The following is a 12777-nucleotide window of genomic DNA, read 5'->3' on the forward strand; positions in this document are numbered from 1 at the left end:
CGCCGTGCGACTGGGAGCGGATCGGGCCCGGGTGCGGGTGCCCGCCACGAGCGCGAACCTCGGGCCGGGCTTCGACACCGCGGGGCTGGCGCTGGGGCTCTACGACGACGTGGAGGTCCGGGCGCTGGGCGTCGCGGATGTGCGGGTGGACGTCGTGGGGGAGGGCGCCGACGAGCTGCCCTCCGGCGAGGACCACCTGGTGGTGCGGGCGATGCGGCACGCGCTGGACCATGTCGGCGCGCCGCAGACCGGGGTGCACCTGGTGTGCCGGAACCGGATCCCGCACGGCCGCGGGCTGGGCTCCTCCGCCGCGGCGGTGGTGGCCGGGCTGCTGGCGGCCCGGGCGCTGGTCGCCGAGCCGGAGTCGCTGGGCGACGACGTGGTGCTCCGGCTGGCCACCGACCTGGAGGGTCACCCGGACAATGCCGCACCGGCACTGCTCGGCGGCGCCACCCTGGCCTGGTGCGAGGGACCGGACGTGCGGGCGGTGCGGATCCCGGTGCACCCGACGGTGCTGCCGATCGCCGTGGTCCCGCGGACCCGGCTGTCCACCCGGCACGCCCGCGGGGTGTTGCCGGAGCAGGTGTCGCACGCCGATGCGGCCTGGCAGGCGGGGCGGGCGGCCCTGCTGGTCGAGGCGCTCGGCCACCGGCCGGATCTGCTGTTCGACGCCACCGGCGACCGGTTGCACCAGGAGCAGCGCCGGTCGGTGATGCCGGAGTCGCTGGCCCTGGTGGACGCCCTGCGTGCGCACGGGGTCCCGGCGGTGGTCTCCGGTGCCGGACCGACCGTGCTGGCCTTCGGCCGGACCGCCGACGGGGACGACCGCCCGATGGACCACCGGGAGACCGACGCGGACCGGGCGCTGGACGCGGTCTTCGGCGGCGCGATGGGCGGCTGGCGGATCCAGCGGTTGGGGCTGAGCGAGGACGGAGCGCTCTGGCGTCGACTGCCCTGAGTGCCGGTGCTATGCTGGCGCCGTTCCCCGGACATCGTCCGACGGACCCCACCGCATGAGTCTCCCGGCATCTGCTGCCGCAGGAGGGGTGGGACACCACGTGCTACGGCCGGGAACATCCAGCCCCACATGCCATGTCCGACAGACGTGAGTTGTGCGGCCTCCGTTGCGATCCGCCCGGAGCGAGGCGGACGCCGACCGTGCCCCGTGGGTGGGCGACGGTCCCCGACGAGGGGGAAGGGTCCTTCGTGACAGACACCATCGAGTCCGCGCCGAGCACACGCTCGGGCGGCTCCATCTCCGCTCTCCGCATGCCCGAGCTGCAGGCGCTGGCCGCCGAGCTCGGCGTCAAGGGCACGTCCCGGATGCGCAAGAGCGACCTGGTCGAGGCCATCCAGTCCCGCTCCGGCGGTGACGGTGCCCCGGCCCGGAGCACCAAGAAGAAGTCCGCGGAGCAGCCGGCGGGCGACAGCGCCCCGTCCCGCAGCCGCCGCGCCACCCGGGCCGCCGAGGCCCCCACGGCCGACGCGGCCACGACGCAGGACGCCGGTCGCACCGGCTCCGGCGCCAGGAACTCCGACCGCAAGGACGCCGGCGCCCAGGGTTCCGGCAACCAGGGCTCCGGCAACCAGGGCTCCGGCAACCAGGGCGCGACCCAGGACGCCGGCACCCGGGACGCGGGTGCCCAGGGCGGCAGCAAGCAGGACGCGCTGGCCGGCCTGGAGGCCGCACTGGACCGCCAGCAGGGCGGCCACGCCCAGAACGGCAACGACTCCGGTGAGCGCCGCTCCCGGCGGGCCGGCCGCAACGCCGGTGCCCCGGTGATCGACGTGACCCTGCCCGAGGGCCCGACCGGCGGCGAGCGCCGTGAGCGCCAGGACCGCGGCGGCCAGGACGGCGAGCAGCGGGGCCAGCGCCAGCGCGACCAGCGCCAGGGCGGCAACCAGGGCAACCAGAACCAGGGTGGCCAGAACCAGAACGGTCAGGGCAACCAGCAGGGCGGCCGGGACGACGACGACGAGCGCGGCGGTCGCCGTCGCCGCTCGCGGGACCGCTACCGCGACCGGGACCGCAACAAGCGCAACCGCCGCGGCGGTGGCGGCGGCCAGGACGCGCCCTACGAGGAGATCGAGATCTCCGAGGACGACGTGCTGGTGCCGGTCGCCGGCATCCTGGACGTGCTGGACAGCTACGCCTTCGTCCGCACCAGCGGCTACCTGCCGGGTGCCGGGGACGTGTACCTGCCGCTCGGCCAGGTCCGCAAGGCCGGTCTGCGCCGCGGTGACGCGATCACCGGTGCGGTCCGGGCGCCGCGGGAGGGCGAGCAGCCCCCGCAGCAGCAGGGCAACCGGCCGAACAAGGCGAACGCCCTGGTCCGGCTGGACACCGTCAACGGGATGTCCCCCGAGCAGGCCCGGCAGCGCCCGGACTTCAGCAAGCTGACCCCGCTGTACCCGCAGGACCGGTTGCGGCTGGAGCACGACGCCAGCCACATCACCCCGCGGGTGATCGACATCGTCGCCCCGATCGGCAAGGGCCAGCGCGGTCTGATCGTCGCGCCGCCCAAGGCCGGTAAGACGATCATCATGCAGCAGATCGCCAACGCGATCACCGCGAACAACCCCGAGGTCCACCTCATGGTCGTGCTCGTCGACGAGCGCCCCGAGGAGGTCACCGACATGGAGCGGACGGTGAAGGGTGAGGTCATCGCCTCCACCTTCGACCGCCCGGCCTCGGACCACACCATGGTCGCCGAGCTGGCGATCGAGCGGGCCAAGCGCCTGGTCGAGCTGGGCCAGGACGTCGTGGTGCTGCTCGACTCGCTGACCCGGCTGTCCCGGGCGTACAACCTGGCGGCCCCGGCCTCCGGGCGGATCCTGTCCGGTGGTGTGGACGCCTCGGCGCTCTACCCGCCGAAGCGGTTCTTCGGTGCGGCCCGCAACATCGAGAACGGTGGCTCGCTGACCATCCTGGCCTCCGCCCTGGTGGAGACCGGTTCCAAGATGGACGAGGTCATCTTCGAGGAGTTCAAGGGCACCGGGAACATGGAGCTGCGCCTGTCCCGCTCGCTGGCGGACAAGCGGATCTTCCCGGCGGTGGACGTCAACGCCTCCGGTACCCGCCGCGAGGAGATCCTGATCTCCCCGGACGAGCTCAAGATCGTCTGGAAGCTGCGCCGCGTGATGGGCGCCCTGGACCAGCAGCAGGCGATCGAGCTGCTGCTGGGCAAGCTGCGGGAGACCAAGTCCAACGTGGAGTTCCTGCTCCAGGTGCAGAAGACCACCCCGGGTGCGGGCGGCAAGTCCGACGACTGAGCCCTCGGCCCGGCCGGACGGCGGCGATCCCTGCGGGGGTCGCCGCCGTTCGTCGTCCCGGGTGGGTCAGCCGCGCCGCCGCGCCAGGGCCCGGTCGTACCAGGCCAGGGTCAGCCGCGCCGCCGCGCCAGGGCCCGGTCGTACCAGGCCAGGGTCTGCTCGGTGATCGCCCCGGCCTCGAACCGTTGTGCGGCCCGGCGCTGGGCGGGCACCACGGCGGCCCGGCCGTCCGGGTCGTCCAGCCAGCGGGCGAGCAGCCGGGCGAAGCCGGCGGTGTCCCGGGGGTCGACCAGCTGCGCCTCCAGCCCGGCCATCGTGGTGCGGTAGCCCGGGTTGTCCCCGGCCAGCACCACGCCGGTGGCGACCGCCTGGGCCTCCACCACGGAGATGCCGAAGCTCTCGCCGCCCAGGGAGGGCAGCACCACCAGGTCGGCGCCGGCCAGCAGGGCGGTCTTGTCCTCCTCGGCGACGAAGCCGGGGAAGTCCACCCGCTCGCCGAGTCCCTCCCGGTCGGCGGCGGACCGCAGCTCGTCCAGCAGCGGACCGCGACCGGCCAGGGTGAGCGTCCAGCGGCGATCCGGGTCGGCGCGGTGCAGGGCCCCGGCGGCGGCGATCAGCTCCCGGGGCCCCTTGCGCTCGACCAGCCGGCCGAGGAACACGATCCGGGGCGGGCCGTCGTGGGTCGCGGAGACCGGTGCGGGCAACTCGACCGGGGCGCCGATCACCGGCACGGGGCGGTGGTAGGCGCCCTCGGCGGACTCCTGCGCGGCCTCGGAGAGTGCGGACAGCGCGTCGAACCGCCGCAGCCGCCGCCGTTCCAGCGTGCCGAGGGCCCGGATGCCCCACCGGGTGAGCGCGTCCTGCGGGTAGATCATGAACGACCCGGTCACCGCGGTCCGCGGCCCGGCGGCCGACACCAGCTGCCCGGCCAGGAACGGGCTGTAGGGCATCGCGACGTGCAGCACGTCCAGGTCGAGCCGGGTCAGCAGCGCCCGGGCGGCCGAGCGTCGCAGCGGCAGCGGGGTGCCCAGGCGGTTGCCGTTGAACTTCACGCTCACCGTGCGGGACAGCACGTGCAGGTGCGGCAGGTCGGTGCGCTCGGTGGCCGAGGTCAGGTAGTGCACCTCGTGGCCGAGCGCGGTCAGGCGGCGACCGAGGGTGAGGATGATCTGCTGCACGCCGTCCGGCCGGTCGAGCCCGTCGTCGATGGCCAGGCCGATCCGCAGCATGGCGCCATCGTAGGGGCGTTCCGGCTCAGCCCTGTGCCTCGCGCACCCCGTCGGCGTCCATCGTGCGGTCGCCGCAGGTGATCGCGTGCGCGGTGTCGTCCTGGGCGCCGGGGGTGACCTGGTCCCGGGTCCCGGCGGCGGCGACGGTGCCGGTCAGCGTGATCTGGGTGCGCTCGACGGTGCCGGTGTCCGGGTCGGCGTTCAGCCCGGCCAGGTCGGGCTGCCCGTCGCCGGTCAGGTCCACGCAGCCCACGCCGGTGCCGTTCCCGGCGAAGCCGAGGTCGAACTGCCACGGGCGGCCCTCGGCGTCGGTGACCGCCACCAGCGCGCAGCCCTGCACCATCAGCAGGTCGGCCACCCGGTTGTCCGACAGCAGCACCAGCCCGGGGTCGCCGGGGGCGGGGCGCAGGGCGAAGGCGGTGGCCCCGGCGGGTCCGGCCAGGTCGATCGGATGGGTGAAGGTCGCGCCGGAGGCGGTGGTCACCCCGAGCGTGCGGTCGGCGCCGTCGTCGGCGATCCACAGCTGGTCGTCGCCGCCGTCGCCGTCCAGGTCCAGGGTGGTGATCGACTGGGCGCCGCCCGGTACCCCGTCGCCGGCGGGGACGCAGCCGGCCGAGGTGGGGGCGGCGGTCGGTTCGGCGGTGACGGTGGCCGCCGGTGCGGTGACGGTCGCGGTCGGCAGGGGAGTGTCGCCGCCGCCGGAGCAGGAGCTGAGCAGGGCGAGGACGGCGAGGGCGAGGACGGGCAGGACGCGCGGGCGGCTCATGACCTCGACGCTAGGACGGCGGAACCGATCGCGCCCGGCGGGAAGATTTCGTCCACCCAGCCTGTTCTGGCACAATGTTCCGTCGGTCTGCGGTTCACGTGCGCACCCCCGCGCACGACCCGGAGACACTCTGACTAGGAGAGCACCCCATGAAGTCTGGTATCCACCCCGAGTACGTGGTGACCACGGTGACCTGCACCTGTGGGAACACCTTCACCACCCGGTCCACCGAGACCTCCGGCGAGATCCGCGCCGACGTCTGCAGCGCCTGCCACCCGTTCTACACGGGCAAGCAGAAGATCCTGGACACCGGTGGCCGCGTGGCCCGGTTCGAGGCGCGCTACGGCAAGCGCGGCAACTGACGACCCTGGCGCCGGTGACGGCGGGCTCGACGAGCTCGCGGTCACCGGCGCTTGTCATGTCCGGGACGGGGAGTGGCGATGAGTGAGTCCTTCGCGGCGGCACGACCGCTGCTGGCCGAACACGCCCGGATCGAGCAGCAGCTCGCCGACCCGTCGGTGCACGCGGACGCGACCGAGGCCCGCCGCCTGGGCCGCCGCTACGCCGAGCTGGGCCGGGTGACCGCCGCCTACCGCGAGTGGGAGGCCGCCGAGCAGGACCGCGCCGACGCCACCGAGCTGGCCGAGTCCGACCCGGCTTTCGCCGCCGAGCTGCCCGCGCTGACCGACGCCGCCGAGCAGGCCGCCGACCGGTTGCGCCGGGTGCTGATCCCGCGGGACCCCGACGACGCCCGGGACGTGATCCTGGAGATCAAGGCGGGGGAGGGCGGCGAGGAGTCCGCCCTGTTCGCCGGCGATCTGCTGCGGATGTACCTGCGCTACGCCGAGCAGCGCGGCTGGCGGACCGAGGTGCTGGAGTCCACCGGATCCGACCTGGGCGGCTACAAGGACGTGCAGGTCGCGGTGAAGGCCCGCGGCTCGGTCACCGACCCGGCCGAGGGGGTCTGGGCGGCGCTGAAGTACGAGGGCGGCGTGCACCGGGTGCAGCGGGTGCCGGTCACCGAGTCCCAGGGCCGGATCCACACCTCAGCCGCCGGGGTGCTGGTCTTCCCCGAGGTCGACGACCCGGGTGAGGTCGAGATCGACCCGAACGACCTGCGGATCGACGTCTACCGGTCCTCCGGGCCGGGCGGGCAGTCGGTGAACACCACGGACTCGGCGGTCCGGATCACCCACCTGCCCACCGGCATCGTGGTGTCGATGCAGAACGAGAAGTCGCAGCTGCAGAACCGGGAGCAGGCGATGCGGGTGCTGCGTGCCCGGTTGCTGGCCGCCCGGCAGGAGGCCGCCGCCGCCGCTGCCAGTGCGGCGCGGCGCTCCCAGGTCCGCACCGTGGACCGCTCGGAGCGGATCCGGACCTACAACTTCCCGGAGAACCGGATCGCCGACCACCGCACCGGGTACAAGGCCTACAACCTGGACGCGGTGCTGGACGGTGACCTGGGCCCGGTGATCCAGTCCGCGATCGACGCCGACGAGGCAGCCCGGCTGGCCGCCGCCGCGGAGGAGGCATGACCGCGCCGGCGCTGCGGGCTATGGTCGACGGCGCCACCCGGCTGCTCGCCGACGCCGGGGTCGGATCGCCCCGGCACGACGCCCTGGCGCTGGCCGCCCACGCGCTGGACCTGCCCCGGGTCGACCTGGTGCTGCCGCCGCCGGTGCCCGAGGGCTTCGCCGCCGCCTATGCCGAGCTGGTGGACCGCCGGTGCCGGCGCGAGCCGCTGCAGCACATCGTCGGCAGCACGGTGTTCCGCTACCTGACCATGCGGGTGCGGCCCGGGGTGTTCGTGCCCCGGCCGGAGACCGAGCAGGTGGCCCAGGTGGCGGTGGACGAGGCGGCCCGGCTGGCCGGCCTGGGCCAGGAGCCGGTGGTGCTGGACCTGTGCTGCGGCGCCGGGGGGATCGCACTGTCGGTGGCCACCGAGGTGTCCGGCACCCGGGTGACCGCGGTGGACGCCTCCCTGGACGCGGTGGCGCTCAGCACCGAGAACGCCCGGCTGGCCGGCGCCGACCTCACCGTGCTGACCGGCGACGTGCGCGACCGCACCCTGCTGGCCGACCTGGCCGGCCGGGTAGACGTGCTGGTGTCGAACCCGCCGTACATCCCGCCGGACGCGGTCCCGGTCGACCCGGAGGTCCGTGACCACGACCCCGACCTGGCGCTGTACGGCGGCGGGGCGGACGGGCTGGACGTGCCCCGGGCGGTGATCGATGCCGCGGTCCGGCTGCTCGCCCCCGGTGGGCTGCTGGTGATGGAACACGCCGAGGTGCAGGACGCCCGGGCCCGCGCGGCGGCGGTGGCGACCGGTGCGTTCGTCGAGGTGCGCACCGACCCGGACCTGACCGGCCGGCCGCGGATGCTGGTGGCCCGGCGCTCGGCCCCGGTGGGCGCGCCGTCCCCGGCACACAGCCGGACGTGACAGACTCACGTCCCGTGACTGCCGACCCGGTCCTGGACGCCACCGACCCCGCCAGCTGGGGCCCGGCCATCGACGCGGCGGTGCACACCGTGTCCCGCGGCGGGCTGATCGTGCTCCCCACCGACACGGTGTACGGCATCGGTGCCGACGCCTTCACCCCGGAGGCGGTGGCCGCCCTGTTGGCCGCCAAGGGGCGCGGACGCCAGCAGCCGCCGCCGGTGCTGATGCCCGAGGTCGCCACCCTGGACGGGCTGGCCACCTCGGTGCCGCCGGCCGTGCGTGACCTGGCCGCCGCGTTCTGGCCCGGTGGCCTCACCATCATCGTGCGGGCCCAGCCGTCGCTGGTCTGGGACCTGGGCGAGACCCACGGCACGGTCGCCCTGCGGGTGCCCGACCACCCGGTGTCGCTGGCACTGCTGCGCCGCACCGGTCCGCTCGCGGTGTCCTCGGCCAACAAGACCGGGCAGCCCTCCGCCCTGGACGTGACCGAGGCGCACGAGCAGCTCGGTGCCGCGGTGCAGGTCTACCTGGACGGCGGACCGACCCCCGGCGGGGTGGCCTCGACCATCGTGGACGCGACCGGCGACGACCTGCGGGTGGTCCGCGAGGGTGCGATCAGCATGGAGGACCTCCGGGCGGTGGCCCCGGTGGAAGGCGACGCCGGCCGGTGAGGGTCTACGTCCTCCTCCTGCTGGTCGCGGCGGCGTCCACCTACCTGCTGACGCCGCTGGCCCGCTGGTGCGCGCTGCGCTGGGGGGCGATCACCGCGGTGCGGTCCCGTGACGTGCACACCATCCCGACCCCGCGGCTGGGCGGGATGGCGATGCTGGCCGGGATGCTGGTCGCGCTGGCCTTCGCCACCCAGATGCGGTTCCTCGCGGACGTGTTCATCAATCCGCGGCCGGTGCTGGGGGTGGTGGCCGCGGCGGTGATGGTCTGCCTGCTCGGGATCGCCGACGACATCTGGGACCTGGACTGGATGACCAAGCTGGTCGGCCAGGTGCTCGCCGCGCTGATGATGGCCTCCCAGGGCCTGCAGCTCTACCAACTGCCGATCGGTGGCGTGGTGCTCGGGTCCAGCCGGATCTGGCTGGTGCTGACCGTGCTGACGGTGGTGGTCGCGATGAACGCGGTCAACTTCGTCGACGGGCTGGACGGCCTGGCGGCCGGGCTGATCGCGATCGGCGGCGCCGGGTTCTTCCTGTACTCCTACTGGCTGACCGTGAACGCCGGGTCCACCAGCTACGCGAGCCTGGCGACGCTGATCATGGCGTTGCTGGTCGGCGCGTGCATCGGCTTCCTGCCGCACAACTTCCACCCGGCCCGGATCTTCATGGGCGACTCCGGGTCGATGCTGATCGGCCTGATGATCGCCGCCGCCTCGATCCGGGTCACCGGGCAGATCGACACCGGCACCCTGCCCCGGCAGTCCTTCCCGGCGTTCCTGCCGATCCTGCTGCCGGTGGCGGTGCTGCTGCTGCCGCTGCTGGACATGGGGATGGCGGTGATCCGGCGACTGGGTTCGGGCAAGTCGCCGTTCCACCCGGACCGGATGCACCTGCACCACCGGATGCTCGCCCTGGGCCACAGCCACCGCCGCGCCGTGGTGATCCTGTACGTGTGGACCGCGGTGTTCACCGGCACCGCCGTCGCCCTGGTCTGGTTCTCCACCACCGCGGTGCTGATCGGCACCGCGCTGGGGGTGGTGGTCGCCCTGCTGCTGACCCTGGGCCCGCTGCGCGGCTCGAACGGCCGCCCGGACGACGCCGACCCGGCCGCCGGCGACCGGGGACCCGATGGCCCGGACCGTCCCGCCCCGCTGGCCCGGACCGCGCTGCCCGGGCCCACGACGGTGCCAGGACCCACGACGTTGCCCGGGCCCACGACGCCGTCCGGGGCCTGAGCGCCGCCCCCCACCCGTGACCACCGACCACCCAGCCCCGAGGAACCCGACGTGAGCACCGAGCAGCCCGAGACCCCGCCGTCCGCGGAGCAGGCCCGTCGAGCCCGGGAACGGGAGATCCTCGCCGCCACCGCCGCGCCGCAGACCGCCCCGGTGTTCCGCACCGCCCTGCGCGCCACCCTGCTGCTGACCGCCGCGCTGGTGGTGCTGGGCGGCGGGATCGGGCTGGCGGTCGCCGGGCTGCCCGGCCTGTGGGGTGCGCTGATCGGCGCCGCGCTCGCCCTGGTGTTCTCCGGCGCGACGCCGCTGTCCATGCTGCTCACCGCGAGTTCCACCGTGCAGCGGATGACCGCGGTGGTGATGGTGACCTGGCTGGCCAAGGTGGTGGTGGTGATCGCCGTGCTGGTGGTGCTGCGCGGCCTCGACTTCTACGACCAGCGCGTGTTCGGCATCGTCCTGCTGGTGGGTGTAGCCGCCTCGGCTCTTCTCGATTACCGTGCAGTCGTGCGCCATCGGGTTCCGTACATCACGCCCGATTCGCCCAACTCTGAACAGATGTGATCAACGAGTCATCCTGTGAGTTAGGCTGCACACCGTCCGACAGCCACCACGGTGCCGGCTGCGCCCCTTTGACCCCAGGAGCCTGAACTGTTGTTCAACCTCGTGCCTTCGATGATGTCCGCCGCGGGGGACGAGTCCGGCTTCCACGTGCCCACGATCGGTGAGTTCTTCCCCGACGCGATCCTGTTCGAGGGGACCCCCTTCGAGCTCAACCGGATCATGCTGGTCCGGATCATCGCGACCATCGTGCTGTGCGGGCTGTTCCTGCTCGCCGCCCGCCGGGTCCGCCTGGTGCCGGGCCGTGGCCAGAACATCGCCGAGATGGCCCTCGACTTCGTCCGCGTCCAGATCGCCGAGGAGATCCTCGGCAAGCAGGGCGGGCGCAAGTACCTGTCGCTGCTGACCATCCTGTTCTTCACCGTGTTCGCGATGAACATCACCGGGGTGATCCCCGGGCTGAACATCGCCGGGACCTCGGTGATCGGCCTGCCGCTGGTGCTCGCGATCATCAGCTGGATCGCCTTCATCATCGCCGGTATCCGTGCCCACGGCGTGACCGGCTACCTCAAGGAGTCGCTGTTCCCGGCCGGTGTGCCGTGGCCGGTGTACATCATCCTGACGCCGATCGAGCTGATCTCGACCTTCATCCTGCGGCCGGCCACGCTGACCATCCGTCTGCTGGTCAACATGATCTCCGGCCACCTGCTGCTGGTCCTGTGCTTCGCGGCGACCCACTTCCTGTTCTTCGAGGCGGCCGCCGCGCTCAAGGCGGTCGGCGTGGTGACCTTCGCCGCCGGCTTCGCGTTCACGCTGTTCGAGATCTTCATCGCCGCGCTGCAGGCGTACATCTTCACCCTGCTGAGCGCGGTCTACATCCAGCTGTCGGAGCAGCACCACTGACCCGACGGCACCTCACCCCCGAGGACAACCGGCCCCGGCCGGTCCAGCGGTTCCCGTCCCGAACGCCGGGACGTCAACGGAAGGAAACATGATCGTGGAGATCACCGGAGACCTCGCCACCATCGGCTACGGCCTGGCTGCCATCGGCCCCGGCATCGGTCTGGGCATCATGGTCGCCAAGACCCAGGAGGCGACCGCTCGCCAGCCCGAGATCGCGGGTCTGCTGCGCACCAACATGTTCATCGCGCTCGGTGCCATCGAGGCGCTGGCCCTGATCGGCTTCGTCGCCGGCTTCGTCTTCTGATCTGATGCACGCCTTCGTCACAGCCGCCGAGGAGTCGACGCAGAGCGTCCTGCTCCCGGCGACCTACGACATCGTCTGGTCCCTGGTGGTCACGGCGATCATCGCCGCGGTCTTCATCAAGGTCCTGCCGAAGTTCCTCAAGGTGCTCGACGAGCGCACCGCGAAGATCGAGGGCGGCCTGGAGCACGCGGAAGAGGCGCAGGCCGAGGCGCAGGAGCTGCTGGAGGAGTACAAGCAGCAGCTCGCCGAGGCCCGTGCCGAGGCGGCCCGGATCCGGGACGACGCCCGGACCGAGGGCGCGGCCATCGTGGCCGAGCTGCGGCAGAAGGCCCAGGCCGACGCCGCCCGGATCGTGGAGACCGCCCAGCGGCAGATCGCCGCCGAGCGCCAGCAGGCCGCCGAGTCGCTGCGCCAGGACGTCGGCGAGCTCGCCGTCGAGCTGGCCTCGCGGATCGTCGGTGAGTCGCTGTCCGACCAGGCCCGGCAGTCCCGGGTGGTCGACCGCTTCCTCGAGGAGCTGGAGTCCGAGTCCGCGACGGCCGCGTCGACCCCGGCGGGCGAGCGCTGATGCGCGCGGCGAGCCAGGCGTCCCTGACGGCGGCTGCCGAGCGTTTCGAGACGCTCTGGCAGCAGGTCGGCGCGGAAGCGGCCGCGCTGGGCGAGCAGGTGCTGGCCTTCGCGGACGTGGTCCGTGGTTCCGGCCAGCTCCGGCGCGCGCTCACCGACCCGGCCGCGCCCGGTGAGGCCAAGGCCGCACTGGTCGCGGGGGTGCTCGGCTCGTCGGCCGACGAGCGGGTCGTCGATCTGCTCGGCGGCGTGGTCCGCTCGCGGTGGTCGCACGAGTCCGACCTGCCGGCCGCCCTGGAACGACTCGGACACCAGGCCGTGCTGGCCGGTGCCGAGGCGGAGGGCGTGCTCGACACCGTCGAGGAGGACCTGTTCCGCACCCAGCGCTTCCTGGTCGCCGAGCGGGACGTCCGGGAGGCACTGGCCACCCGGAACACCTCGCAGCAGGCACGGCAGGAGCTGATCCGGCAGCTGTTCGGCCCCGTGGTGAACCCGCGGACGCTGACCCTGCTGGAGCGGATCCCGTACCAGTCCGAGACCGTGGGCAGCGTCTCGGCCGTGTCCGCGCTGGCGGATGCCGCGGCCGAGCGCCGGTCCCGCACCGTCGCGGTGGTCACCAGTGCCACCGCCCTCACACGGGAGCAGGAGGACCGTCTGCGGTCCGGCCTCGCCCGTGCCTACGGCCGCCAGGTGCAGCTGAACGTCACCGTGGACCCCGCGGTCCTCGGCGGGATGCGTGTCCAGGTCGGTCCGGACGTCATCGACGGCACCGTGTCGGCGCGGGTCGCCGACGCCCGCCGCCGTCTGGCCGGATGACCCGGCGCAACCAGAACT

General features: G+C 73.5%; 14 protein-coding genes. 12 read left to right on the forward strand and 2 right to left on the reverse strand.

Annotated features, from left to right (window positions below; all coding sequences use genetic code 11):
- Positions 1–4 precede the first annotated feature (4 nt).
- A complete protein-coding gene (gene thrB / locus HGA03_RS15390) occupies positions 5–958 on the forward strand; it encodes a homoserine kinase (RefSeq protein WP_168631174.1) in 954 nt (317 codons plus the stop codon).
- Positions 959–1269: 311 nt separating this feature from the next.
- Entirely contained in the window at positions 1270–3273 is a 2004-nt protein-coding gene (gene rho / locus HGA03_RS15395; RefSeq protein ID WP_247602198.1) for a transcription termination factor Rho, read from the forward strand.
- 110 nt (positions 3274–3383) lie between these two features.
- Here rho and HGA03_RS15400 read toward each other — a convergent pair whose 3' ends face one another.
- Entirely contained in the window at positions 3384–4502 is a 1119-nt protein-coding gene (locus HGA03_RS15400) for a glycosyltransferase family 4 protein (protein ID WP_168631176.1), read from the reverse strand.
- 25 nt (positions 4503–4527) lie between these two features.
- A complete protein-coding gene (locus tag HGA03_RS15405; RefSeq protein ID WP_168631177.1) occupies positions 4528–5268 on the reverse strand; it encodes a hypothetical protein in 741 nt (246 codons plus the stop codon).
- Positions 5269–5417: 149 nt separating this feature from the next.
- Here HGA03_RS15405 and rpmE point away from each other — a divergent pair, with 149 nt between their 5' ends.
- The 10 genes from rpmE (at position 5418) to HGA03_RS15455 (ending at position 12759) form a co-directional block, all read left to right on the forward strand.
- Entirely contained in the window at positions 5418–5630 is a 213-nt protein-coding gene (gene rpmE, locus HGA03_RS15410) for a 50S ribosomal protein L31 (RefSeq protein ID WP_168631178.1), read from the forward strand.
- A gap of 78 nt (positions 5631–5708) precedes the next feature.
- Entirely contained in the window at positions 5709–6803 is a 1095-nt protein-coding gene (gene prfA, locus HGA03_RS15415) for a peptide chain release factor 1 (RefSeq protein WP_168631179.1), read from the forward strand.
- Entirely contained in the window at positions 6800–7708 is a 909-nt protein-coding gene (prmC, locus tag HGA03_RS15420; RefSeq protein ID WP_168631180.1) for a peptide chain release factor N(5)-glutamine methyltransferase, read from the forward strand. The genes prfA and prmC overlap by 4 nt, the downstream gene beginning before the upstream one ends.
- Positions 7709–7722: 14 nt before the next feature.
- On the forward strand, positions 7723–8379 hold the full coding sequence (locus tag HGA03_RS15425) for an L-threonylcarbamoyladenylate synthase (protein WP_168631181.1): 657 nt from the start codon (positions 7723–7725) through the stop codon (positions 8377–8379).
- A complete protein-coding gene (locus HGA03_RS15430; RefSeq protein WP_168631182.1) occupies positions 8376–9611 on the forward strand; it encodes a glycosyltransferase family 4 protein in 1236 nt (411 codons plus the stop codon). Before HGA03_RS15425 ends, HGA03_RS15430 begins: the two co-directional genes overlap by 4 nt.
- Before the next feature lie 51 nt (positions 9612–9662).
- Positions 9663–10172, forward strand: a complete 510-nt coding sequence (locus HGA03_RS15435; protein ID WP_168631183.1) for a Cg1360 family ATP-synthase-associated protein — start codon at positions 9663–9665, stop codon at positions 10170–10172.
- 90 nt (positions 10173–10262) lie between these two features.
- Positions 10263–11072 carry a F0F1 ATP synthase subunit A gene (gene atpB / locus HGA03_RS15440; protein WP_239073690.1) on the forward strand — a complete coding sequence of 270 codons (810 nt, stop codon included), beginning with the start codon at positions 10263–10265 and terminating at the stop codon, positions 11070–11072.
- A gap of 88 nt (positions 11073–11160) precedes the next feature.
- A complete protein-coding gene (gene atpE, locus HGA03_RS15445; protein ID WP_203767609.1) occupies positions 11161–11376 on the forward strand; it encodes an ATP synthase F0 subunit C in 216 nt (71 codons plus the stop codon).
- A gap of 4 nt (positions 11377–11380) precedes the next feature.
- Positions 11381–11944: a F0F1 ATP synthase subunit B gene (locus tag HGA03_RS15450; protein WP_168631184.1), complete on the forward strand. Its 564-nt coding sequence runs from the start codon at positions 11381–11383 to the stop codon at positions 11942–11944.
- On the forward strand, positions 11944–12759 hold the full coding sequence (locus HGA03_RS15455; protein WP_168631185.1) for a F0F1 ATP synthase subunit delta: 816 nt from the start codon (positions 11944–11946) through the stop codon (positions 12757–12759). The genes HGA03_RS15450 and HGA03_RS15455 overlap by 1 nt, the downstream gene beginning before the upstream one ends.
- The last annotated feature ends 18 nt before the right edge of the window (positions 12760–12777 follow it).

This window comes from Cellulomonas denverensis (assembly GCF_012396125.1).
GTDB lineage: Bacteria > Actinomycetota > Actinomycetes > Actinomycetales > Cellulomonadaceae > Cellulomonas > Cellulomonas denverensis.

What these genes read in the sequence shown, in the direction of transcription:
- rho (WP_247602198.1), top strand. Translation starts at nt 1,270, where the DNA reads ATGCCCGAGCTGCAGGCGCTGGCCGCCGAGCTCGGCGTCAAGGGCACG.
- HGA03_RS15400 (WP_168631176.1), bottom strand. Translation starts at nt 4,502, where the DNA reads ATGCTGCGGATCGGCCTGGCCATCGACGACGGGCTCGACCGGCCGGAC.
- HGA03_RS15405 (WP_168631177.1), bottom strand. Translation starts at nt 5,268, where the DNA reads ATGAGCCGCCCGCGCGTCCTGCCCGTCCTCGCCCTCGCCGTCCTCGCC.
- rpmE (WP_168631178.1), top strand. Translation starts at nt 5,418, where the DNA reads ATGAAGTCTGGTATCCACCCCGAGTACGTGGTGACCACGGTGACCTGC.
- prfA (WP_168631179.1), top strand. Translation starts at nt 5,709, where the DNA reads ATGAGTGAGTCCTTCGCGGCGGCACGACCGCTGCTGGCCGAACACGCC.
- prmC (WP_168631180.1), top strand. Translation starts at nt 6,800, where the DNA reads ATGACCGCGCCGGCGCTGCGGGCTATGGTCGACGGCGCCACCCGGCTG.
- atpE (WP_203767609.1), top strand. Translation starts at nt 11,161, where the DNA reads ATGATCGTGGAGATCACCGGAGACCTCGCCACCATCGGCTACGGCCTG.
- HGA03_RS15450 (WP_168631184.1), top strand. Translation starts at nt 11,381, where the DNA reads ATGCACGCCTTCGTCACAGCCGCCGAGGAGTCGACGCAGAGCGTCCTG.
- HGA03_RS15455 (WP_168631185.1), top strand. Translation starts at nt 11,944, where the DNA reads ATGCGCGCGGCGAGCCAGGCGTCCCTGACGGCGGCTGCCGAGCGTTTC.